At 57.0% G+C, this 21781-nt stretch carries 17 protein-coding genes; 6 read left to right on the forward strand and 11 right to left on the reverse strand.

Annotated features, from left to right (window positions below; all coding sequences use genetic code 11):
• Positions 1-4: 4 nt before the first annotated feature.
• Genes dnaN through N902_RS0106415 form a run of 3 tightly spaced genes read right to left on the reverse strand, consistent with a single transcriptional unit; the run spans position 5 to position 3267 of the window.
• Positions 5-1153: a DNA polymerase III subunit beta gene (gene dnaN, locus N902_RS0106405; protein WP_027370259.1), complete on the reverse strand. Its 1149-nt coding sequence runs from the start codon at positions 1151-1153 to the stop codon at positions 5-7.
• Positions 1154-1170: 17 nt separating this feature from the next.
• A complete protein-coding gene (locus N902_RS0106410; protein WP_027370260.1) occupies positions 1171-2502 on the reverse strand; it encodes a helix-turn-helix domain-containing protein in 1332 nt (443 codons plus the stop codon).
• A 3-nt stretch (positions 2503-2505) separates the two neighbouring features.
• Entirely contained in the window at positions 2506-3267 is a 762-nt protein-coding gene (locus N902_RS0106415; RefSeq protein WP_027370261.1) for an SIR2 family NAD-dependent protein deacylase, read from the reverse strand.
• A 555-nt stretch (positions 3268-3822) separates the two neighbouring features.
• On the opposite strand from N902_RS0106415, the gene N902_RS0106420 reads away from it, so the two are divergent.
• A complete protein-coding gene (locus N902_RS0106420; RefSeq protein WP_027370262.1) occupies positions 3823-4173 on the forward strand; it encodes a sulfite exporter TauE/SafE family protein in 351 nt (116 codons plus the stop codon).
• Here N902_RS0106420 and N902_RS0106425 read toward each other — a convergent pair.
• From N902_RS0106425 to N902_RS0106445, 5 genes are all read right to left on the reverse strand, one after another.
• A complete protein-coding gene (locus N902_RS0106425; protein WP_027370263.1) occupies positions 4163-4573 on the reverse strand; it encodes a hypothetical protein in 411 nt (136 codons plus the stop codon). The two genes, N902_RS0106420 and N902_RS0106425, sit on opposite strands and share 11 nt — an antisense overlap.
• 59 nt (positions 4574-4632) lie before the next feature.
• Positions 4633-6351, reverse strand: coding sequence for an N-acetylmuramoyl-L-alanine amidase (locus tag N902_RS0106430; protein ID WP_027370264.1), 1719 nt, complete (start codon positions 6349-6351; stop codon positions 4633-4635).
• 615 nt (positions 6352-6966) lie between these two features.
• On the reverse strand, positions 6967-8790 hold the full coding sequence (gene glmS, locus N902_RS0106435; protein WP_027370265.1) for a glutamine--fructose-6-phosphate transaminase (isomerizing): 1824 nt from the start codon (positions 8788-8790) through the stop codon (positions 6967-6969).
• 26 nt (positions 8791-8816) lie between these two features.
• Positions 8817-9431 (reverse strand): RdgB/HAM1 family non-canonical purine NTP pyrophosphatase, encoded by a 615-nt coding sequence (gene rdgB, locus N902_RS0106440; RefSeq protein WP_208596278.1) that lies wholly within the window; start codon positions 9429-9431, stop codon positions 8817-8819.
• A 187-nt stretch (positions 9432-9618) separates the two neighbouring features.
• Positions 9619-12129, reverse strand: a complete 2511-nt coding sequence (locus tag N902_RS0106445; protein WP_027370267.1) for a mechanosensitive ion channel domain-containing protein — start codon at positions 12127-12129, stop codon at positions 9619-9621.
• A 132-nt stretch (positions 12130-12261) separates the two neighbouring features.
• Here N902_RS0106445 and rimO point away from each other — a divergent pair, with 132 nt between their 5' ends.
• The 3 genes from rimO to sppA all read left to right on the forward strand — a co-directional run bounded on the left by rimO (position 12262) and on the right by sppA (position 16386).
• On the forward strand, positions 12262-13566 hold the full coding sequence (gene rimO, locus N902_RS0106450) for a 30S ribosomal protein S12 methylthiotransferase RimO (protein WP_027370268.1): 1305 nt from the start codon (positions 12262-12264) through the stop codon (positions 13564-13566).
• A gap of 146 nt (positions 13567-13712) precedes the next feature.
• Positions 13713-15485, forward strand: a complete 1773-nt coding sequence (locus N902_RS0106455) for a 30S ribosomal protein S1 (protein WP_084287930.1) — start codon at positions 13713-13715, stop codon at positions 15483-15485.
• Complete coding sequence (gene sppA, locus N902_RS16730) at positions 15478-16386, forward strand: signal peptide peptidase SppA (protein ID WP_051564387.1); 909 nt, start codon at positions 15478-15480, stop codon at positions 16384-16386. Before N902_RS0106455 ends, sppA begins: the two co-directional genes overlap by 8 nt.
• Positions 16387-16430: 44 nt before the next feature.
• On the opposite strand, the gene N902_RS0106465 is transcribed toward sppA, so the two are convergent.
• The 3 genes from N902_RS0106465 to N902_RS18655 form a co-directional block, all read right to left on the reverse strand.
• A complete protein-coding gene (locus N902_RS0106465) occupies positions 16431-16856 on the reverse strand; it encodes a hypothetical protein (RefSeq protein ID WP_027370270.1) in 426 nt (141 codons plus the stop codon).
• Positions 16857-17292: 436 nt separating this feature from the next.
• Positions 17293-17823 (reverse strand): tetratricopeptide repeat protein, encoded by a 531-nt coding sequence (locus N902_RS18650; protein WP_027370271.1) that lies wholly within the window; start codon positions 17821-17823, stop codon positions 17293-17295.
• 84 nt (positions 17824-17907) lie between these two features.
• On the reverse strand, positions 17908-19554 hold the full coding sequence (locus tag N902_RS18655) for a diguanylate cyclase (protein ID WP_051564388.1): 1647 nt from the start codon (positions 19552-19554) through the stop codon (positions 17908-17910).
• A 777-nt stretch (positions 19555-20331) separates the two neighbouring features.
• Here N902_RS18655 and N902_RS0106480 point away from each other — a divergent pair.
• Both N902_RS0106480 and N902_RS0106485 read left to right on the forward strand, forming a co-directional pair.
• Entirely contained in the window at positions 20332-21324 is a 993-nt protein-coding gene (locus N902_RS0106480; RefSeq protein WP_084287933.1) for a sulfite exporter TauE/SafE family protein, read from the forward strand.
• A 9-nt stretch (positions 21325-21333) separates the two neighbouring features.
• Positions 21334-21771 carry a hypothetical protein gene (locus tag N902_RS0106485; RefSeq protein ID WP_034622004.1) on the forward strand — a complete coding sequence of 146 codons (438 nt, stop codon included), beginning with the start codon at positions 21334-21336 and terminating at the stop codon, positions 21769-21771.
• The last annotated feature ends 10 nt before the right edge of the window (positions 21772-21781 follow it).

The raw sequence follows: 21781 nt of genomic DNA on the forward strand, positions 1-21781 counted from the left end.
CGGGTTATTCCATTGGTTCGTCGGTGTAGTAGGTTTCCTCGTCAAGCTGAACCGGCATGATGATCACGGTATAGTCCGGATCGTCCTCACCGGTGATTCTGCACGGTCCGTTGTTTTCGGTGAACTCGAACTCGACAACCGGAGACTGGAAATGGTGCAGGACATCGATGACGTTTTTGGTGGGGAAGATGATCTTGTCCAGCTGTCCTTCGAACTCCATGGGCAAAGACTCGGTCGCCTCCCCGGTGTCCGGCCCCTGGGAATAGATGATCAGTTCCTGGTCGTCGAAAACAAAGTAGGAACAGCGCTGGGTTTCGGTGTTGAAGATGAGCAGCCGTTCCAGGGAGTCCATCAGCTCTTCCTTGTCCACCCGCATGCGAGAGGTCTGGCCTTCAAAAAAGGTGAAGAACGCGTGGTAGTTCGGAAATTGCTCATAGTTGAGAGGAAGGCTGAAGATCTCAGTGCTGTTTTGATTGGTGAAGAAGAGACGCTTTTGATTCACGGTGAAGGAGATCTGCTTGTCGGTCAGCCATTTTTTCAGCTCAGCCAGGTAGGCCTTGGCGATCAGAATCCCCTCTTCGCCCAGCAGGGGGTGGATTTCGGCATGGGAAATGCTGACCATGGCGAACTGGTGACCATTCAGGCCGCAGGCTTCGATCTGGTCGGAATTCGGCAAGGGGGTCATTTTTAAATACTGCATATTGTCCGTGCTGTCGTCTGCGATGCAGAACAGGATGCGGTCGATGAGGCTTCGCAGCTCGGACCCGGACCAAACTGCCGCGTTTTCAGCCGGAAAGGGGGTGAAGGGCTGAAACCAGGTGGAATCGAATGTGGGCAGCTTGTATTTCCGTCTGCCCTGCTCCATAAGCAGGGTGTCCTCATCGGTCCGGAAGGTGATCTCCCCGGGGGGGAGCTTGCGCAGCAGATCGTAGAAGCTGCGGCCCTGAACACCAACCAGGCCGGTCTCCTGGCTTTGGACCGGATATGTGCCGAAGAACTCCAGCTTGGAGTCCGTAGACATGATGTTCAAGACCGAATCCGTGTTTTCCATCCATATGGTCCGCAAAAAAGCGGCTCCTGTCTTGGCCGGTATGATGCTGGCCGCCTTTTGGACCCCTTCCAGGATGGCGTCTTTCGTCACTGTTACATGCATGGAACTGGCTCTCCTTGTCACTTGTGGACGCATTGCTTGATCAGGTTCTGGATCCGGGATTTGACTTCCGGCCGCTCCTTCTGCAGAGACTGGACTCTTTTATATGCATAGATTATTGAGCTGTGATTGCGGTTTCCGAACAAGGTCCCCAGGCGGGTGAATGAAAGGTTGTGCGTTTCCCGGCAGATATAAATGGCAATCTGCCGGGCCAGAACCACGTTTTTTTTCCGGCTGGAGGACAGGAGGTCACCCGGAGCCAGGGAAAAATGACCTGCGACCAGGGAAATAATATCTTCTTTGGGCATTGGCGTGGGGCCCTGAGGGGCGGCCCGGGGAATGAGGTCGCGGACGGTTCGTCGCCCCCGGCCGGGAGATCGCCGCTCGTTTTGCGCCGCCAGCCGGCACAGGGCCTGATTCAGGGTCTGGAAGTCAGTGCACTGCCGGGCCAGGGTCAGCTGCTCGTCGTCAGTCAGCCCCAGCCGGTAGCGGTCGTTTTCCTGCTGGACGAACTGGATCCTGATATCCAGGTCCGGGCGGTTGAGGTGGAGTATGAGCCCGCCTGCCAGCCGGGAGCGAAGCCTGGGGTCAAGGCCGTCGTTTTCAGCCATGTTCTCCCGCCTGGTGAAGACCATCGGCGTTTTGGCCTCTTCCAGGGCGTCGAAAAGCAGGACCAGCTCTTCCTGCAGGGCTGTGGAACGAGCGCTCAGGTGCACATCGTCGAGCAAAAAGGCCCGGGCCCTATGGATCTCCTTGCGGGCCCTCTCCTGCTCCCTGCCGGAAAGGTGGGCCAGGCTCTGGAGGTCGTCGCAGTTCAGGGCCAGGACTGGATCGGCAGCCGGCATGTTGAGCAAGGCATTGGCCATGGAAAAAAGACACGAGGTTTTTCCGCTGCCCGGGGGGCCGCAAATGAGCAGGACTGTGGCCGGCCATTGGAGGTGTGCGCTCAGGGCCCGGGCGGTTCGGATCTGTTCCCGGTTCCCGCTGTTGTGCAGAAACCGGGTGAATGTGTGCCGCTCATCGCCCTGAAACGGAGGAAAGAACGGCTCGCCCTTTTCCCGGGCAAACGGCTTGTCCTGATAGAGAAAACCGGTTATGCCTGGCACATTGTGCAGGATAAAGGATTCAAACTCGCCCTGCAGGTACTGGGTGAACCATTCCTGAAAGTAGGCGTGGGGGAATGCTACGTTGAGCACCCCTTGTGCATCGATCTGCAACGCCACCGAATTGACCCAGGAGGGATTGGCTCCCGAGGCGTTCGGCTGGAAGTGGGCGTGGATGAAGCTGCGCAGCTCGCTTTGGTTCCAGTGGGTCATGGATGGATGAGATTGGCTGAGGCTGCAGGCGACCATTGCTTACTCAAGGACCATGGCTGCAAGTTGGGGCAGTACCTGCTCGGCCGAAGCATCGAAACGGATGTCGGTGATGTCGGCATAATGGGTCTGGCCCAGGTTGACCTCGATGATTTTGCCCCCGCTGAGTTTTACTTGTCTGGGCAGGACATTGGCCGGGGCCACCTCCCCGGAGGTCCCAACGATAATCAGGACGTCAGCGGCCTGGATGAGCTCCAGGCTGTGCTGATGGGCCTGAGCCGGGATGGCTTCGCCGAAGAAGACCACATCCGGACGGACTAACCCCCCGCAGGACGGACAGTAGACCGGAATGGAGCGGGAGCAGTGATCCATGACCTCCTGCTCCGGACATTCCCGAAGGCATCCGTGGCAGTAAAAGCGCTGGAAGTTTCCGTGGTACTCCACGACCAGGCGCGAGCCAGCCCGTTGGTGCAGGTTGTCGATATTCTGGGTAATGACCCCGCTCAGCCGGCTGTTCGTTTCCAGGTCAGCCAGGGCCAGGTGCCCCGGGTTGGGCTGGCTTCGTCCGAGGAGGTCCACAGTCTCGAGCATGAACTCCCAGACCTTGCGGGGGTTGTGGTCCAGGGCATGGGCAGAGGCCACCTCGAAGGGATCGTACTTGGTCCACAATCCGCCTGGGCTGCGGAAATCAGGTATGCCGCTGGGCACGGAAATCCCGGCACCGGTGAAGGCGACTGCTGTGCGGGCATGCTGCAACAGGGCCGCAGCTTCCTGCAGCTTGGCCTTCTCAGACTCTGATGTCATAGCCACCTCCTTGGGCAGAAGACTTCATCAGCGCAAGTTTGTATTCTTACCAGAAATCGGCAGGAAAAACAAGTCGAGGCGGGCTGTTAAGGCATTGAAATGCCTGCTGGATTGTGGGAATATTTCATCTGTGGGGCACGCCAGTCTGTCCCTCTGAAAAAAGGGTCCTTCGACCTAGCCTGTGGAGGTTTGGAGTTTGACATCTCTTCTGTGTGCCCACTTTCGGCCCGGTATTTTCTAACCCACATGCCTGCCAAGGCGCAGGCACGCTTAGGCTAACGAAGCATACAAACGATTTCGATACCGATTGAAAGTGGTTACCCATTGTTGTGATTTTCTTTCTTCGGTTTCGTAATCGCTATCGGGATCGATATCCATAAACTGAGGGTTCCTGCTGCACCGAATGACATATTCTTTCGATTTCGATAGCGATCCCGATTTCGATTTGGATTATGCCAACTATTAACTAATGACAGTTTTCTGTGTCGAAGAGCCGAAAAACGGTGGGAGGACAGGCCGGTCCCGGATCGGCATGGAAACCACAAGGAAGGCGCTATGCACCATGTTTTGTTGATTGTGCTTGGAATCGGAGTCGGAGTTGGGGCCTCATTCACCGGACTCGGGGGCGGGTTTCTCATGGTCCCCCTCCTGTTGTTCATGGGCTATTCGGCCCAGCAGGCAGTGGGAACGTCCTTTGCGGCCATTCTGGTTATCTCTCTTTCCGCCCTGATAGCCCACAACAAATTGGCCAATGTGGATTATTGGGCCGGGATCATGCTGGGACTGGGAGGGATTCTCGGAGCCCAGGTTGGAGCCCGCCTGGTTGAGCATGTCTCGACCCAGGGCTTTAAAAGGATCTTTGCCTTTGTTTTGGTGGCCTTGGCCGTGTATATGTTTAAGAAATAGCAGCCGTGTAGGCCTCCTGGATGCGCTGGGCCACATAGTCCAGATCTTCCTGGTCTGAAGAGATGAGATCAAAACAGTACCCGTCATGGCCTAAGAGTCCCTCGGGCACAATATCCCCTTCTTCCTTGGGGTCGGTGATCATCTCGGCAAAAAAACAGACTGAAAGCCAGCGGGCCTCGGGATCGTCGTCGATAACATCAATCATGACCATGAGCTCCCGGCTCTGTCCCTGCCGTTTCCCGCGCAGCGAATAGGTCACTCCAGGTCTGGCCTTGAAGTCAAGGTCCACATCGGGGTATCCAGCCAGTTGCTGGGCCAGAAGGAGAAAGGAGTCCTTCATGTCTTCATCCGGCCATTGGTTCAGAAAATCGTTCATTTCTTGCGGATACGAATGGGTCATGGCGCTGTCTCCTTGTGGATGGAAGTGCCCCCGGCCTGGACCGGCAGATTTCGCGCCGGTCACCGCTGGGCGAAGCTGTTGATGTCCTGATGGTAGTGGGTAATGCCCTGGACGATCCCCCAGGCCATTCGTTTCAAGAAAGCGTAGTTCTGCAACCTCTTGCGTTCAGTGGGGTTTGTCAGGTAGCCCAGTTCGACCAGGATGGCCGGCATCTGGGCGCCCATGAGCACGTAAAATGGTGCCCTGCGCACCCCATGGTCGTTTATGTTGTAAAACCGCTGGCTGTAATCCAACGTGGCGTCCAGGACCCTCTCGGCCAGCTTTTCGGACTCTTCGATTTTGGAGTTGAGCATCAAATCGGAGAGGATGAGCTGCAGATCGCTGATCTTTTTTTCTGATACGGAGTTTTCCCGGGCCGCTACCCGGACTGCCTCGTCGGAGTTGGCCAGGTTGAGGTAGTAGATCTCCAGCCCGTGGATCTTGGAGCTGCGATGGGCGTTGACGTGCAGGGAGATGAAGAGGTCCGTCGACTCGGCATTGGCCATGGCGGTGCGTTCCTCTAAGGGGATGAATTTGTCCGAGGTCCGGGTGTAGAGCACATTGTAGCCCTTTTCTTCCAGAATCTGGCCCATTATCGTGGCCAGGCGAAGATTGATGTCCTTTTCCATGATCCCGGAACAGACCGCACCCGGGTCTTTCCCTCCGTGTCCCGGGTCGAGCATGATGGTCTGGATGTCCAGGCCCAGCTGCTCGACTAGGTTGCTGGAAACCGACTTGCCTCCTTCCTTGGCCGCCCGGGCCAAGGCCTTGCTGGTGCTTTTCTGCTGTGCAGAGCTGGCTGGGGCATAGACGTCTATGACCACTCGATTCGGGTTGTCCAGGGAAAAGGTCCGGTAGTCGTTCAAGGAATTGACGTCCAGGACCACCCGGGCCTGATCGGGGCGGAACTGCCCGGCTCGAACCGTGCGCAGGATCCCGTCCTTGATGGAAAGCTTGTCCTGGACATCTTCGGCCAGCCGGGTGTTGTGCACGTCCACAACCACCCGGTAAAAGGGCTTGTCAATGGACGGATCCGGCTTGAGGAGCATATCCTTGTAAGCGGCTTGCGAATCCAGATCAAGGACCACCCGGGTATAGTCGTCGCTGCTCCAGTGCCGGATGGTTTGGATATGGACAGGATCGGAAGACCCGGATGATTGGCCAGAGTCTGCACCTTTTTTGCCTGCGGTATGGCAGGAAGCCCTCCAGGCATCGATCCTGGACGGATACTCGGCTTTGATCTTTTCCAGCAGGGCCTCGGCTTCCGGTGCCTTGTCCCCCTGATTATAGGACTGGGTGATCCGGGTCAGGATCTGATAGGCCCCCTGGGGACTGTCCATATGGTTGAGCAAGGTCTTTGCTGCAAAGAGCAGGGCGTCGTCCGTCCAACTGTGGGTTGGGAATTTCTTTTCCACCCGCCGGAAATAGTCCACCGCCTGCTCAAAGTCTTCCTGGAGATAGGACCGCTTGCCGAGTTCCTGGTAGGTCCGGCCCAAATAATACAGGGCCTTGGGAGCGTAGGAGCCGTCCGGATTGGCTTTGTATGCCCGCTGAAAGCGGTCTTTTACCCGCATCCAGGAGGAGCGGTACTTGGCATCCTGGGGATCCTTGCTCAGGGCATGGAAAGCGCGCCATCCAGCCTGGAACTCCTGGACCGGACCGGCTGACCAGCCCGGCGTGGCTAAAAGGACCAGTGAAAGGATGCCAAGGCATATGGCAGTCAGCTTAGAACAAGGCATATGAGATATCAGGGCGTCCTTGGATCATTTTTTGGTTCTTCGACGTAGGCTGTGGATTTTGGGAGTTTGCCATCTCTTCTGTGTGCCCACTTTCGGCCCGGTATTTTCTAAGCCCCGCCAAAGGGGGATCCCTGCCCCCTCCAGGCTACTCACGTGCAGATCACTGCTTTCTGTGTGACTAACCCACATGCCTGCCAAGGCGCAGGCACGCTTGCGCTAACGAAGCATACAAACGATTTCGATACCGATACCGATACCGACTGGGAGAGGTTACCCAATCGGATCCTGATAACTATTAACCAATAACTCATAACAGTTTTTCATATAAAAGCTTTTCATACACGTGAGTGCCTGGTTTCCCCCTTTTGGCGGGACCAAGAAAATGTGCGGGCCTGCCGCTCAAGGCACACAGAAGAGACGGCAAACTCTTATCTATGCAACTTCATTTTCTGTGTCCAAGAGCCATTTTTTAAGCGAGGGTAATAAAAGACAGGACGTGTGGCAAGGGCGGACAGGCGCGTGACCCGTCCACAGCCGCCCCATGTCCAGGAGAACCTGGGCTGGGCCGATCTGCCGCCCCGCGCTGGTTTGGCCCGGGGCGGACGTTTTGCCTGTCTATTCGACGGTTACGCTTTTGGCCAGGTTGCGGGGCTGGTCCACGTCTTTGCCCAGATAGACGGCCATTTCATAGGCAAAGAGCTGCAAAGCGGGGAGGAAAAGAAAGCTGTTCAACGGTCCCCAGACTTGGGGAACCTCCCACACAGGGGATATGTCCACCCCGGATCCCGGATGGGTCAAGGCCAGGATCGGGCCGCCCCGGGCCTGCACCTCCTGTAGGTTGGCCTGGAGCTTGGGCAAGAGTTCATCGGCCGGGGCCAGGGCAAAGGTGGGAAAATCAGCATCGATCAGGGCAATAGGGCCGTGCTTCATCTCTCCGGCGGCATACCCTTCTGCATGGATGTAGGAGATTTCTTTAAGTTTCAGGGCTCCCTCCATAGCCAGGGGCGTGTACATTCCCCGCCCGAGATAGAAGAAGCTGCGGGCCCGGCTGAAGTCTTGAGCCAGGCGGGAGGCCCGGTCCTGCATGCCTGGCAGGGCGGCCTGCATGACCTGGGGAAGGTCGCTGAGTCCGGCTACAGCTCGGCGAACAAAGTCCGAAGACAGAAAAGAGCGTTTCCGGCCCCAATCCAGAGCGATGAGCAGCAGGGCCACCATCTGGCTGCACATGGCCTTGGTCGAGGCCACGCTGATCTCCGGGCCGGCCTGGGTGTAGATGACCGCGTCCGACTCCCTGGCCACGCTGGAACCCAGGACATTGCACAAGCCCAAAACCTTGACCCCCTGCTCGGCAGCTATCCGCTGTCCGGCCAGGGTGTCTGCGGTTTCCCCGGACTGACTGATGGTCAGGACCAGATCCTGCTTTCGAAGGATGGGGCTGCGGTAACGGAACTCGGAGGCTATATCCACTTGAACCGGGATTTGGGCCCATTTTTCAAAGAGGTACTTGGCCCACAGCCCGGCATGGTAGGATGTGCCGCAGGCCACAATGTGCAGTACCTCAGGGATGGGCAGGTCCTGAATCTCCTCCAGGACGACGCTGCCCTGTTCCGGATCGATTCGTCCGGATGTGCAGTCCCGGATGACCTCGGGCTGCTCCATGATCTCCTTGAGCATGAAATGCCTGTATCCGCCCTTTTGGGCCGCCTGGACATCCCATGAGATGTGCTGGGGGGTCTTGTCCACTTCCTGCATGCTGCGCAAGTCGAAGACCTGCCAGGATGAAGGGGTGATCCGGACCAGCTCCCGGTCTTCGAGAAACACCACCTCCCGGGTATAGGGCAAAAAGGCCGGGATGTCCGAGGCCACATAGTTTTCTCCGGTCCCCAGACCCAGGATCAAAGGGCTGGAGTGCCGGGCGGCCCAGATCTCCTCCGGATTATGGACATTGATCACCGCCAGGGCGTATGAGCCGTCAACCCGGTCCAGGGTGGACTTGATGGCCTGGGGGATATCCTGTCCCTGGTTCAGGAAGCCGCTGATAAGGTGGACCAGTACTTCAGTATCCGTCTGGGAGGAGAAGCTCACCCCCTGGGATTGGAGCTCCCGTTTGAGAGAGGAATAGTTCTCGATGATCCCGTTGTGGACCAGGGCCAGATGGCTTCCCGAATCCCGGTGGGGATGGGCATTGTCTTCAGTGGGCAGCCCGTGGGTTGCCCACCGGGTATGACCGAGGCCGGTGGTGGCATGGGCTGCGTCGCTGGCCTTGATTTTGGCCGCCAGTTGGTCCAGCTTGCCCTGGGCCCGGATGGTCTCCAGCCTTTTGTTCTGGACGAAGGCAACCCCGGCCGAGTCGTAGCCCCTGTATTCCAAACGGCGCAGGCCGTCCATGATCATGGGGATGGCTGGGCGGTGGCCGCTGTATCCGATTATTCCGCACATAAGCCTGTCTCCGAAATTTTGATGGTTCAGGTTTGAGTGTGCCCGGCTCGGGCGATGAACTCCGGCCAGAGCCGGACCAACTCCCGCAGGGCATGTCCCCGGTGGCTCCGGCTGGACTTTTCCTCCCTGCTCATTTCAGCAGCCGTCCGTTTGCTCTCCAGGTCCACAAAGATGGGATCGTAGCCGAAACCCTGCTCGCCGCGGGGAGTTTCGGCAATCCTCCCCTCCCAGATTCCAGTGACGGTCAGCTCGGCCCCGTTTGGGGCACAGGCGGCCAGGACGCAGCAGAACCTGGCCCGGCGGTTCTGGTGGCCGGACAGGGCCTGCAGGAGCTTGGCGTTATTCTTGTCGTCCGTGGCCCCTTCCCCGCTGTAACGGGCGGAATAGACGCCAGGTGCCCCGTTCAAGGCCTCAACCTCCAGTCCGGAGTCGTCGGCCAGGGCGACAAGGCGGGTATGGCGGCAGACGTACCTGGCCTTATACAGGGCATTGTCTGCAAAGGTCCGGCCGGGCTCGGGGATGGAGCCGAGCTCCGGATAGTCGTCTTTCCCGCAGACTTTCAGCTCTGGATCCAGCTCCCGGAGCAGCTCTTTTATTTCCCCGATCTTTCCCGTGTTGGCACTGGCCAGTACTATGCGCATACTGTCTCCTGATTCAGAGGTCAGAGGTCAGAGGTCAGAGGTCAGAGATCAGAGGTCAGGGGTGAGCATGAACCGGCGGCATTCACAATGCCGGGGCTCAGCCGGGAGTTTTTGCAGGCAATCCTTTATCTCCCCTGCTCTCCGCGTGCGTTCTGAGTATTTTCCTTATTTTTCTTTTCTTCCTTCCTTACTCTGGCGTCAGATCGCTGTTTTCGGCGTTCTCTCCGGACAGTCCAAGCCTGGAGGCCCAGTCGTTCAGGCCGTCCAGACTGCGGACATGAATGTCCCGCTGGGGGAAGGCAATGGTGATGCCGTATTCCTGAAAGATCTTGTTCATGTCGTAGCGAAGATCAGATTCCGCCAGCCATCCGTAGTCAATTGAGGCATAGAAATACAGGGTGAACCGGAGGGAGCTGTCCCCGAACTCGGCAAAGCGGACAAAGGGCGCCGGCACTTTGAGGATATGAGGATGGGTGTCCGCGATGTACAGCAAAAGGCGGCGGACCAGCTCGATGTCGGTGCCGTAGGCCACACCCACCTGAACCTTGCGGCGCAGGATCTTGTCCTGGCGGTGGGTCCAGTTGGTGATCTCTTCACTGATCAGCTTTGAGTTGGGCAACAGGATGGTCGAGCGGTCAAAGGTCTGGACCTCAGTGGTCCGGATATTGATCTGCTTGACCTCCGCCCACAGGTCCCGGATCTGGACCACGTCCCCGGGCTGGATGGAACGTCCGAACAAGAGGATGATTCCGCTGATGAAATTGTTGAAGATGCTCTGGAGGCCAAATCCAATGCCCACGCTGAGTCCGCCGGCGACCACGGTCAGGCTGGTCAGATCCAGACCCAGAAAGGCCAGGGCCAAAATGATATAAATGCCCCAGACCCCGTAGGTCAAGAGTATGTTCAGGGAACCCACGGTACCGGAGTCCAGGGAGCTGTGCAGTTCAGCCGCGCTCTGAAGCAGGGATTTGAGAACAACCAGGCCGGAGCTGGCCAGATAAAACCCGATCAGGACGATGATCAGCCGGGCCAGATTGATGGACAGGACTCCCCAGCCCAGCTTGAGCTTGGACAGCTCCTGCAGGAACTGGAAATCCCCCAGGGTAATGCCCAGCCAGAGAATGATGAAGGAAAAGGAAAAGATCCACAGAACCGGGACCCCCATTCCCTGGACCAGGCCCCGGCCCAGGAATCCGACGGTATTTTCCGGGAACTGGATGATCTTGGCCCGCAAAAGCCCTGTAGAGCAGTTTCCGACTTGAAGACAGACACAGAAGACAAACCACATGGAGGTGAGCAGAAGGCTCAGATGCACCCAGCCGGCCAGGGTCAGGGGGACCAGGAGGGTGAACAGGACCACTGTCAGGCGGTACAGGGTGCGCTCCAGGGTCACATTGATCCTGGTCCGGTGGCGCTTGAAAAAGCCGATGAAGACGATCAACAGGGTGATCCACACCAGCCCGGTCAAGAACGGAGGGAGGATAAGGGTCTGCAGGATCTGGGAGAAGGCAAAGGGGAACCAGAGCAGGCGCAGGGGGTTGGAATAGAATTCGGACTCGTCGACCATGGAGAAGCGGATCAGCCATAAAAGGAGGATCAATCCCCATCCGAGGATGATCTGCCCCAGGGATTGAATGATCAAGGATTGAAAGCTGCCCTGAAAAAAGGTATTGGCCACAAGGATGGCCGCAGCCAGGGAAATGAACAGGGAGGCCGGAAGCATCCTCTTCAAGGGGGGGGCGTCCTGGAGGCGGGCATTGACCAGGGCCAGGAGGATGAGGGAAACTACATAGAATGCGGTGAAAAAGCCTGCAAAGCGGAGCAGGAACAGGGGCCAGTTGAAGTTGCCGAGGACGAAAAGATGGGTATAGACCGGCAGGTTTTCCTGCCATTCCTCGAACTGGGTGCCCATTGTTCCGGTATTCAGCTGAAAGAGACTGAAGCTGGGCTCCAGAAAGTACTCGTGCCATGATTTTTGAAGGTCCTGGCTGACCAGCTTTTCGAATTCCTGGATCTGTCGGTTCAGCTCCAAGGCCGGCTTTTCCCCCTGGGCCAGCTGATTGAGCAGTCCCTGAATGCTGTCCAGCATGTTTCGGATCTGAACGATTTCCGTCCGGGCCTGATCCGGCCCGATAGCCTGGGGGGAAATGGAGAGCTGGTTGCGCAGATCCTTTTGTCTTCTTTGGATGTTTTTTTCCAGGGCCTGGAGTTCTTCCCGGGCCTTGCTTAAGGGATCCATGGCGCTTTGCAGCTCCTGGCTGAGCTGATTGACGTTGCGCTTGATGATCACCAGTTCTTTGAAGTTCTTCTTGATGAAGCCCTTCAGGCGGATCAGGACATTGAGCCGGTCCGACAGGCGGTGGACGCCCTTGTCCAACGCGGACAGGATGGAGGGCAGCTTGGTCTGCAGCTCCTGCAGGCGGGTTTGCTGCTCCTGGAGGGCCTCCCTCTGGGCCTGAAGGAGGGAGGCCAGAGATTTCTGTTCTTTGGAGATCTGCTCCTCGTTTTGAGACTGCTGAGCGCTTTCTTCGGCCGAGGTACCGTTTTGGGCCCAGAGCTGGGCAGAGGGGAGGATCAGCAGAATCAGGACCAGGAAGGGGGCAAACACGCCGGCAAGGCCGGGGGCTTTTGAGGACAGCGGGCGCAGAAGTGTGCATACAGCTGGCTGCATGTGCAAGCTTTTGCAGGGTACACGCATGATCTTTTCCTTATAGCGCGTGACTGGGAGTGACACTTCCATTGGGATTTATGAATATCGTCTTTTGGGGCAGACATCAATGCGTGGCGGCAGGGACATGAAAGATGAGACGGAAGGATGACCATGGCGGAGATGATTCGAGTGCATACCATCAGCCTTGGATGCCCCAAAAACCGGGTGGATACAGAATGCATGCTCGGACAGCTGGGGGCGGCGTATGTCTCGGCCGGCACTCCGGAAGAGGCAGACCTGGTCTTGATCAATACGTGCGCGTTTATCCAGCCGGCGGTGGAAGAATCGGTACAGACCATTTTGCAGATAGCCCACGATCTCAGGCACAGCTCTCAGCGCCCCCTTATGGCGGTGACCGGATGCCTGCCGGCCCGCTATGGAGTCAATGAGCTGGCCAGGGAGCTGCCCGAGGTGGATCTGTGGCTGAGCCTGGAGGATCAGGACGGGTTCGCTCAATCCCTGTCCGAACATTTTAATGTCCCCCCCTCCGGCCAGCGGCGGCTGGTCACCACAGGGCCCGGATTTGCCTACCTCAAGATCAGCGAGGGGTGTGAACATCGGTGCGCATTTTGCACAATACCCACCATTCGCGGTCCCCTGCGCTCGATCCCCAGGCAAGAGCTGGCGGACGAAGCAAGCAGGCTTGAGGAGCACGGCGTTCGGGAACTGTGCCTCGTAGCCCAGGATCTGACCGCCTACGGCCGGGATCTGGGATGGAAGAAGAACGGATTGATCCCTCTCCTTGATTCCCTGCTTCAGAGCACGGGTGTGGAGTGGATTCGGCCCATGTACATGTATCCCTCTGGAGTTACAAGGGAACTGCTGCGGTTCATCCACCAGTCCGGTGGACGCATTCTGCCGTATATCGATGTCCCTCTCCAGCATGCCCACCCGGACATTCTGCGGACCATGGGACGGCCGTTCGTGGGAGATCCGCGGCGGGTTGTGGACCGGATCCGATCTGAGCTGCCTCACGCATGCCTGCGGACCAGCCTGATTGTCGGTTACCCGGGTGAGACTGACCAGCACTTCCGCTCCATGCTCGCCTTGGTCCGGGAGGCCAAGTTCTGGCATCTCGGCGTGTTCTGCTTTTCGCCGGAAGAAGGAACAGTTGCACACGGATTGCCGGGGCAGGTGCCGGAGGAGATCAAGGAGCAAAGGCGGGAAGAGCTCATGCAGGTCCAGGCAGAGATCAGCAAAGAGGCCATGTCCCAGTGGGTGGACCAGAGGATCCAGGTGCTGGTGGATGCCCCGGAGCCTGAATGGCCGGGGCTGTTCCGGGGGCGGACCTGGTTCCAGGCCCCGGAAGTTGACGGGATCAGCTATGTCAGCTCCCTTCAGGCCCGTGCGGGAGACATGGTCTGGGCTGAGGTGGTGGACAGCATGACCTATGACCTCTCCACTCTGGCCCTGGAGGAGGATTGAGGGACCGAAGGCATGAAATTTCATTTTTTGCCTTGCTTTCAGTTGCATTGCGGACAGTGATCTGGTAAAAGTGGCCAAATTTTTCCGTGCTAGGGGGTATGAGTTTGATGCACACAACGCAACCAGAGTATTTAGGCAGCCAGGACATGAATTCTGAAAAGAGCGAGAACGAAGAGGTCAATTCCATGACTGACGAAATGTCCAACGAGATGTCCATGGATGAGACCGATTTTGAGGCCGCGCTGGAGAATTATCTTCATTCCGATTTCGGGGAGATCGAAGACGGCAGCATCATCAATGGGACCGTGGTCAAGATCGGAGACGAACACATCCTGGTGGATGTGAACTTCAAGTCCGAGGGACAGATCCCCACTGATGAGTTCAAGGACCGGGACGGGAACGTCACGGTCAATGTCGGGGACAAGGTCGATGTCTTTGTGGTGCACAAGGACGACATGGAAGGAACCATCGCCCTGTCCCATCGCCGGGCCAAGCGGATGAAGGTTCTGGATGAGCTGGAGGCCCTGCAGGAACAGGAAAAGAACGTGAAGGGGACCATCATCCAGCGGATCAAGGGCGGCTATACCGTTGAGATTCAGGGCATCGAGGCCTTCTTGCCCGGTTCTCACGTGGATCTGCGTCCGGTGCCGGATATGGATGCTCTGGTCAATCAGGAGTTCGAGTTCCGGATCCTGAAGATCAACCGCAAGCGGAGCAATGTCATTGTCTCCCGCAGGGTGATCCTGGAAGAGGAGCGGGAAAAACAGCGGGAAAAGCTGTTGGAAACCCTCGAAGAGGGCCAGGTCTTAAGCGGCAAGGTCAAGAACATCACCGAGTACGGGGTGTTTGTCGATCTTGGTGGCTTGGACGGACTGCTGCACATCACGGACATGTCCTGGAAGAGGATCAAGCATCCCAAGGAAATGGTCCAGATGGGCGACACCCTGGAGCTCAAGGTCCTGAACTACGACCGGGAGGCCCAGAAGGTCTCACTGGGCATGAAGCAGCTGATTCCCAACCCCTGGGACGGGATTGCCGAGAAGTATCCTCCGGAACAGAAATTTACCGGCAAGGTGACCAATATCGTCGATTACGGGGCATTCGTAGAGCTGGAGCCCGGCGTTGAGGGTCTGGTCCATATCTCGGAGATGTCCTGGACCCGCAAACTGCGTCATCCATCCCAGATGGTGCATGTGGGGGATGAGGTGGAAGTGGTCATCCTGAGCGTGGATGCGGATCGAAAGCGCATCTCCCTGGGCATGAAGCAGGTTCGGCCCAATCCGTGGGATCTGGTGTACGAAAAGTACCCCGAAGGGACCATTCTGGAGGCCCCGATCAAAAACATCACCGATTTCGGCATCTTTATCGGGATAGAAGAAGGGATCGACGGTCTGATCCATGTCTCCGACCTGTCCTGGACCAAAAAGATCCATCACCCAGGAGAGCTGTACAATGTCGGGGATACTATCCAGGCCAAGGTCTTGACCGTGGACAAAGAGAACGAGAAGTTCACCCTGGGGGTCAAGCAGCTGAGTGAAGATCCCTGGAGCCAGATTCCGCAGATGTTTCCGGAAGGAACCACGGTCAGCGGGACGATCACCAACATTACAGATTTCGGCCTGTTCGTTGAAGTGCAGGAAGGAATCGAAGGCTTGGTGCACCTCTCAGAGCTCAGCCCCAAGAAGGTCAAGAGCCCGAGCGAGCTGTACGAGGTCGGCCAGGAGGTCACCGCGAAGGTGATCCGGGTCAGCGCGGACGAGCGCCGGCTCGGTCTTTCCATCAAGGCCCATCTTGAAGAGGAAGAGCGCAAGCGGTCTCAGGAACAGCGGGGCAAAGGGCTGCCTCCGACCGGCAGCAACCTCGGAGACCTGATCCGCCAGAAGCTCGAAGACGAGGAAAGCTCCTCAGACGATGAATAAGGGGTTCAGTCGCAGACATCCCCTGCTGTTTGGACTGATCCTGGTATGTACGGCCGTAGCCCTGACCTTCGGGGCTGCGGCTTTTTTTCGGGCCTTTACCAGCGGCGGGATATCCTGGTTCGCAACCAAAGTGGGCATCGTCCACGTCCGAGACACCATCGTGGACTCCAGGCCGGTGACCGACTGGATTCGCAGCCTGGAAGAGGACGATGCAGTGCAGGCCGTTCTGCTCCGGATCAATTCCCCTGGGGGTGTTGTCGCCCCGTCCCAGGAAATCTACGATGCAGTCCGTTCCCTGGCCCAGAAGAAGCCGGTGGTTGCCTCCATGGGGGCTGTGGCAGCCTCCGGGGGGTATTATATCGCCTGTGCCGCAGACCGGATTGTGGCCAATCCCGGGAGCATCACCGGGAGCATAGGGGTCATGGCCCAGATGCTTTCCTTTGCCCAGCTTCTGGAACGAATGGGGGTCAAGGATCAAACCGTGACCAGCGGGGACCTCAAGGCCGCAGGGTCACCGACAGAGACCCTGAGTCAGCGGGAGCGGGAATACTTCCAAGAGCTGGTTCAGGATCTGCATGAGCAGTTTGTCCTGGCCGTGGCCCAGGGCAGGAATATGGACATGGCCAAGGTGCGCAAGCTGGCTGACGGCAGGGCCTTTACCGGCGCCCAGGCCCATAGGGCCGGGCTGGTGGACGCCCTGGGCAGCAGGCAGGCGGCCATGGAGCAACTGCGGGATATGGCCAAAATTACAGGCAATATTCATACGGTTGAAGGACCGGAGAAATCCCGGTCCATCCTGTCCTGGATACTGGGCCGGGCCGCCCAGTGGTCTGCGGATCAGATAGGAAAAGCTCAGCAGACCGGGTTTTTCTACCTCTACTCTCCGGGCGGGGCCCAATAAAAGGCCGGGGAGGCTGATCATAGCCAGAAAAAGGCCGGAAAACGCTAGTTCCCGTCCTCCATGCCGTCGATCATCTGCTCTTCCCGGTTCTTTTTCTGCTTGTCCGCCACCTCAAGTACGGGATCGAATCCAGACTTTAGGAACAGGGAATAATAGTATTCGCCATACTCCCCAGAGTCGTGCATCTGAAAGTTAAACGGGGAGACGATGACCTCTGCCTCGATGCCCTGTTCTTCCCGGACAGGCTGGATGCGCTCGGCCATATCCAGACCCCAGGCAAACCCCTGATCGTTGTAGGCATTGAGATCCTGGGTTATGCCCGGATCGGCCAGATGACAGACCAGATCCACCTCGTCACCCTGCAGGGGGTCCCGAGGCGAGTCGGAGTGGACAAAGACCTCCAGAACCCGGTCGTCGTTTTCTGCGATCCGTTCAGCCAGCACCTTGAGCTTCTTAAAACTTTCCTTCATACCTCGTCCACCTTTGTCCTCTCTGCGTGCGCTGAGCAGGGGGGCTGCAGGCCAGCCCAAGTGCCTGCGTTCACACATAAGAGGGTCATTATTGGGAGCTCCACGACCAAAAAATAGAATTTTGGTCATGAGCGTCTGCGGCAAGCTGTGTGATTTTACAGTCAGCGTCGAAGAACCAAATGTGCCTTCCTGTATCGCAGAGGGGGTTTTTGACCAGCAGGGAATCGGCTCCAAGCAGCCGCAGCGAGCCTCGAACGTAATCCACTTTTGATTCTAAGGCAAGGAAGGGAGACAGACAATCTAGACTCAACTGCAAAAAGTTGAAGACTGGGGTTAAACGCACAAATTAAAATTTACAACTATTTGATTTCACTTAAAACTTTGAACTTGAAACTTAACACTGCCTGCAAAACATATTTTTGGCAGGCGCATCAATCTAGTCCTGATTCAGCGTTTGCTGATCAGTGACCGCCTGCAGGATGTGTTCTGCGGCTTCCCGCCCATCCTTTGGCCCACCGGAGTCGAAGAGAGCCACCTGCAGGTTCACGGCCCGTTGAATAACTGGTTGATCGGTGTTGAAGTATCGGCGCCAGACTGCAACGGCCTCGGACAGCCTGTCGCATTGGGCCATGGTTACCCCTTGATAGAGAAGGGCAAACGGATCCCTGGGATGTTTGTTGAGGATGCGGGCAAAGGCTTCCTCTGCTTCTTGGTGGCGGCCGGTACGCAGCAGGCAGTACCCGAGCTTGCGCCGGGCCTGGACATGGTCCGGGCTTTGGTTCAGCAACTCCCGGAGCTTGTCCGCGGCGTGCTCGAAGTCTTCCCGGGCTATAAGCCTGTCTATTGTTCTGGCCAGCGGGTCCCGTCCGGTGAGGGAAGCGGGGGTTGCGTCCTGCCGCATGCGCCCCGCGAGAGCCATGAGCATATCCCGCCTGGAGAATGTGCGCTTCGGAAAAAATCCTGCCATCCCGCTCTCCTTTTCCACGGCATTGCCGCAGGTGCTGTCAGGGGCAGGTTGTAGCCCGGAATGGGCTCCGAGGCAAGGGGGAGGTCAGGGCTTGGAGGTTTCGGTGCCGGATATCCGGCTTGCGGCTTGGCTATTGATAAAGGTGCGCACCAGGCTGGGATCAAACTGGATCCCGGCGCCTTTTTGCAGCTCGTTCACGGCCTGGGGATGGGATTTGGGAGGATGGTAGGGCCTGGGAGTGGTCATGGCGGTATAGGCCCTGAGCACGGCCATGATCCTGGAGGGCAGGGGGATGTCCTCGCCCTGCAGTCCAGTGGGGTAGCCCTGTCCGTTCCACCATTCGTGCTGTTTGTAGATCCAGTCGGCTATGGGCTGGAGCTCGTTGATGTGCTGAGCGATCCTGTATCCGCTTTCCGCCTGCTTGTGGAGCAGGGCACGTTCCTCCTGGTTCAAGGGCGTATCCTTGGCCGCCAGTTCATGGGGAAGCCCCAACAGTCCGATGTTGTACACCTTGGCAAAGAGGACCAGCAGTTCGGTCTCCTGAGGCGAGAGCTTCATGTAGGAGGCCATCTCCTGGACCATATGCACCAGCATCCGTCTGCGCTGGGTGTTGCCCGGGTCCCAATGGTTGAGAATGGTCAGAAGGATATGAAAGGCGTCGGACTTGTGCCGTTTTTTGTTCAACATTTTGTTTCGATACATTGCGTCGTCTGCCGTCTTGAACAAAGCGTGCATGTCAAAGGAAGGCTTTTGGGTCAGGGAGTAGCCAATGGACAAGTGCAGGGGGAGCTCAGGGTGCTGTGTATTGTAGCGCTGCATGTTCTTTTTGATCCGCTTCACCGCCCGAATCAGGTCATTGCGGGTGGCGTTCGGCAGCAGAACCGCAAACTCGTCCCCCCCGATGCGGGCCACCATGTCGCTGGCCCGAAAGGAGCTGAGGATTGTTTCTCCGGCGGCTTGGATCAGCTGATCTCCGCTTTTGTGGCCCATGGTGTCGTTGATGAACTTCAGGCAGTCCACATCGCTTATGATGAGTCCGATTTGAGTGTGCCTGCCCTCGGCCATGCGGATCATTTCCTGTTCAAAATAATTGCGGTTGTACAGGCCGGTCAGGGAGTCGTGAAAGGTCATGAATTTGATTTGCTCTTCGGTCTGCTTGCGCTGGGTGATGTCCCGGTTGATGGTCAAAATGATGTGCAGCCCGTTGGACTGAAAGTGTTTGGCCCGGGATTCGATCCAGGTATAGTGCCCGTGATGATGGCGCATCCGGGCCTCGAAGGATGCCTCCCCGGTGCCCTGCAGGAGATTTTGGAAAGCGGCATCCACGTCATCTTTGTCTTCCGGATGGTAGAGAGAGGCAGCATCCCGGTTGATGAGCTCTCCGGGCCGGTATCCCAGTAAGCGGACGACGCTTTCATTGACATACATGATTCTGGCCGTCTGGTCCTGGAGGAAGACAATATCCTCAAGCTTGTCAGTGATGAATTGATAAGTATCCAGATGCTCCATGGTCATCACCCCCTGCTGGCGAATGCTCAGCGCCTGGGCAAGAACGGCGATATGCCCCGCGCAGGCCAGAGGGATGAGGGTCATTTCCAGTTTACCGGCACAGTCGTCCGGAGGTTTGACCGAGGAGCAGGGCCGGTACACGGCCAGGCAGGTGGCGAAGCGATCAGATTGGACTTTTTGCTTGGTTTCGGTGCTGAATATGAAGTCCTGAAACAGGTTCATGTTTTCCGTGGGGGAGTCATGCCGGGGACAGAGGCGCAAAAAAGCAGGGTTGGCCTGAAGAAGATCTCCATCAGCGGAAAATACGGCAAATGGGTGGTCGCCAGGGAAGCCGGGAGGGAATTCACAATGTTCGTTCTGGCGCCAACTCACGTATTTACTCCAGGGGAAGGTGGTTGCCTGTATTGACAGCCCACATGTCTACTAAAGACCTTCGGGGTAGTGATAAGCTTTTGCAAAAAAAATGCCTATGTTGGTTGTAAATCTCTTCAGGCCTGATTGTCCGGGCTATGAGTCTAAATTCCGATCATGAGGGTGGCGACGCCCTGCATCGGACGCAGTTTGTGCTCCCTGAGGAAAGACTGCGGTTTTCCCCGGCTGAGGAATGCAGGAAAGTGCACAGAAGAAAGGGATGATGGAAAAGAGGTGCACACGGGCTGGATGAGGCGGCTAGTGCAACATTATAGCACATTATGAAAAGATGTGAATTTTTTTTTGACAACGAACACGAAAAGCATTAAACCGAAGAAAACTAATTGTGTAAATTTTCACAAGGCTGGGGAGGTATTTAGAGCGAAAGGGGGTGATTATGGAACGTATGTAAGGTGATCGAATCATGGAATCCAGGGCAAAGAGCTCAGCGCAACTCAAGGTCTGGGCCGGCAGCTTCTTTCGGGTGAGATATGTTCGGAAGCTGCAGAGGACATTGCTCCGGCCAGGCCTGGAACTTAGCGGCCCAGTTTAGAAGGACAAATGCATGATCTGTGAAGGAGAAGGTGCATGAAAGCGTTTCTGGCCAAAAGAAAGACCATTCTCAAAGGGGTGGGATGGACCCTTTTTGTCGTCCTGGCGATTGCGGCCAGCGTGGGGACCATCCATGCCGCTTCCGGCATCGAGCCCATGGGCATGAGCCCGTTGATGTTTTTTATCGGCATGCTGCTCATCTGTATAGCAATCGGTGTGTTTGCAGTGTTGGCCGGGGTCGGAGGCGGAGTGATCTTTACCCCTCTTTTCATGGGGTTCACTCCTATTGACTCGTACATCATCCGGTCCACCGGTTTGTTTGTGGCCATGGCCGGGGCCCTGGTGGCGGCCAGGCCTTTTCTCCGCCGGGGAATCGCCAATATCCGGCTGCTGTTTACCGGGGCTGTGCCCTACACGGTCTTTGCCGTGATCGGGGCCTTGCTGGCCGGATATATTCAGACCCATATGGGCAAGGGCGGCGAAGCCTTCATAAACGGCGCCCTGGGGCTCATCGTTATCGGCATCGCCATGCTGTTCATCTTTTTTGGCGGAAAATCGGAATATCCAGAAGTCAGCTACATGGACAAGTTTTCAGCTAAACTCGGTTTGGCTATGCCCTATTACGAGGCATCTCTGGGCAAGGTAGTGGACTACAAGCTGACCAGGGTGGCTTTAGGGATGGTCCTTTTTTGCGGTGTGGGGCTGATTTCCGGACTTTTCGGTCTTGGCGCGGGCTGGGCCATGGTCCCGGTGTTCAATCTGGTCATGATGGCCCCGTTGAAAGTGGCCGCAACCTGCAGCAAGGTGATGATCTCTCTTGGCGATACGGCCGCGGTTTGGCCCTATATCGTGGGCGGTGGCATGTTCCCCCTGTTCGCCGTTCCCAGCATGATCGGACTTATTGTAGGCACTCTGATCGGAGCCAGGCTCATGCTCAAGGTCAAAGCCGGATTTATTCGCTACCTGATTATTGCGGTCATGCTGTTTTCCGGAATCAGGCTGGTACAAAAGGCAATAGGGATGATGTAGGAGGACGTGATGACAGAAGAAAGACAAATACCCAAACCCCTGCTGTCGGGCATTATCTACGGCGAGTTCGCCTATTGGATCGCATTGATCGGCATGGGGGTGTCCATTGTCGGCATAGTGCTCTATCTCATCGGCATAAATCAATTTTTCGATCCTCAGGTTGTCCTTGACGGCTTGTTTGCCGGAAAGGACACAACGGTCATCTGGAAAGAGGCGGCCAATTCGGAGGTCATGCACGGGCACTGGTATCTGCAGGTCCTGGCCAAGAGCGACGCCATCGCCATGCTGGGCATCGGCATCTGCTGTCTGGCCGGCGTGATCGGGGCCTGGGGATCGGTGGTCGGGATGATCGCGAACAAGGAGAAACCGTATATTTTCTTGGTTTTCGCCTTGATTATTGCGGTCATTTTGGCTATGTCCGCTGGCGGACTGATTTCTGTGCATTAAATGATTGCTG

Source organism: Desulfovermiculus halophilus DSM 18834 (assembly GCF_000620765.1).
GTDB classification, from domain to species: Bacteria; Desulfobacterota; Desulfovibrionia; order Desulfovibrionales; family Desulfothermaceae; genus Desulfovermiculus; species Desulfovermiculus halophilus.

Bases quoted from the DNA above. Each gene is read 5' to 3' on its own strand.
- rimO (WP_027370268.1), top strand. From the start codon at position 12,262: ATGATTCGAGTGCATACCATCAGCCTTGGATGCCCCAAAAACCGGGTG.
- N902_RS18650 (WP_027370271.1), bottom strand. From the start codon at position 17,823: ATGGCAGGATTTTTTCCGAAGCGCACATTCTCCAGGCGGGATATGCTC.
- rdgB (WP_208596278.1), bottom strand. From the start codon at position 9,431: ATGCGCATAGTACTGGCCAGTGCCAACACGGGAAAGATCGGGGAAATA.
- N902_RS0106445 (WP_027370267.1), bottom strand. From the start codon at position 12,129: ATGCGTGTACCCTGCAAAAGCTTGCACATGCAGCCAGCTGTATGCACA.
- N902_RS0106420 (WP_027370262.1), top strand. From the start codon at position 3,823: ATGCACCATGTTTTGTTGATTGTGCTTGGAATCGGAGTCGGAGTTGGG.
- N902_RS0106430 (WP_027370264.1), bottom strand. From the start codon at position 6,351: ATGCCTTGTTCTAAGCTGACTGCCATATGCCTTGGCATCCTTTCACTG.
- N902_RS0106485 (WP_034622004.1), top strand. From the start codon at position 21,334: ATGACAGAAGAAAGACAAATACCCAAACCCCTGCTGTCGGGCATTATC.
- N902_RS0106410 (WP_027370260.1), bottom strand. From the start codon at position 2,502: ATGGTCGCCTGCAGCCTCAGCCAATCTCATCCATCCATGACCCACTGG.
- N902_RS0106415 (WP_027370261.1), bottom strand. From the start codon at position 3,267: ATGACATCAGAGTCTGAGAAGGCCAAGCTGCAGGAAGCTGCGGCCCTG.
- dnaN (WP_027370259.1), bottom strand. From the start codon at position 1,153: ATGCATGTAACAGTGACGAAAGACGCCATCCTGGAAGGGGTCCAAAAG.
- N902_RS0106480 (WP_084287933.1), top strand. From the start codon at position 20,332: ATGAAAGCGTTTCTGGCCAAAAGAAAGACCATTCTCAAAGGGGTGGGA.
- N902_RS18655 (WP_051564388.1), bottom strand. From the start codon at position 19,554: ATGAACCTGTTTCAGGACTTCATATTCAGCACCGAAACCAAGCAAAAA.
- glmS (WP_027370265.1), bottom strand. From the start codon at position 8,790: ATGTGCGGAATAATCGGATACAGCGGCCACCGCCCAGCCATCCCCATG.
- N902_RS0106425 (WP_027370263.1), bottom strand. From the start codon at position 4,573: ATGACCCATTCGTATCCGCAAGAAATGAACGATTTTCTGAACCAATGG.
- N902_RS0106465 (WP_027370270.1), bottom strand. From the start codon at position 16,856: ATGAAGGAAAGTTTTAAGAAGCTCAAGGTGCTGGCTGAACGGATCGCA.
- N902_RS0106455 (WP_084287930.1), top strand. From the start codon at position 13,713: ATGAATTCTGAAAAGAGCGAGAACGAAGAGGTCAATTCCATGACTGAC.
- sppA (WP_051564387.1), top strand. From the start codon at position 15,478: ATGAATAAGGGGTTCAGTCGCAGACATCCCCTGCTGTTTGGACTGATC.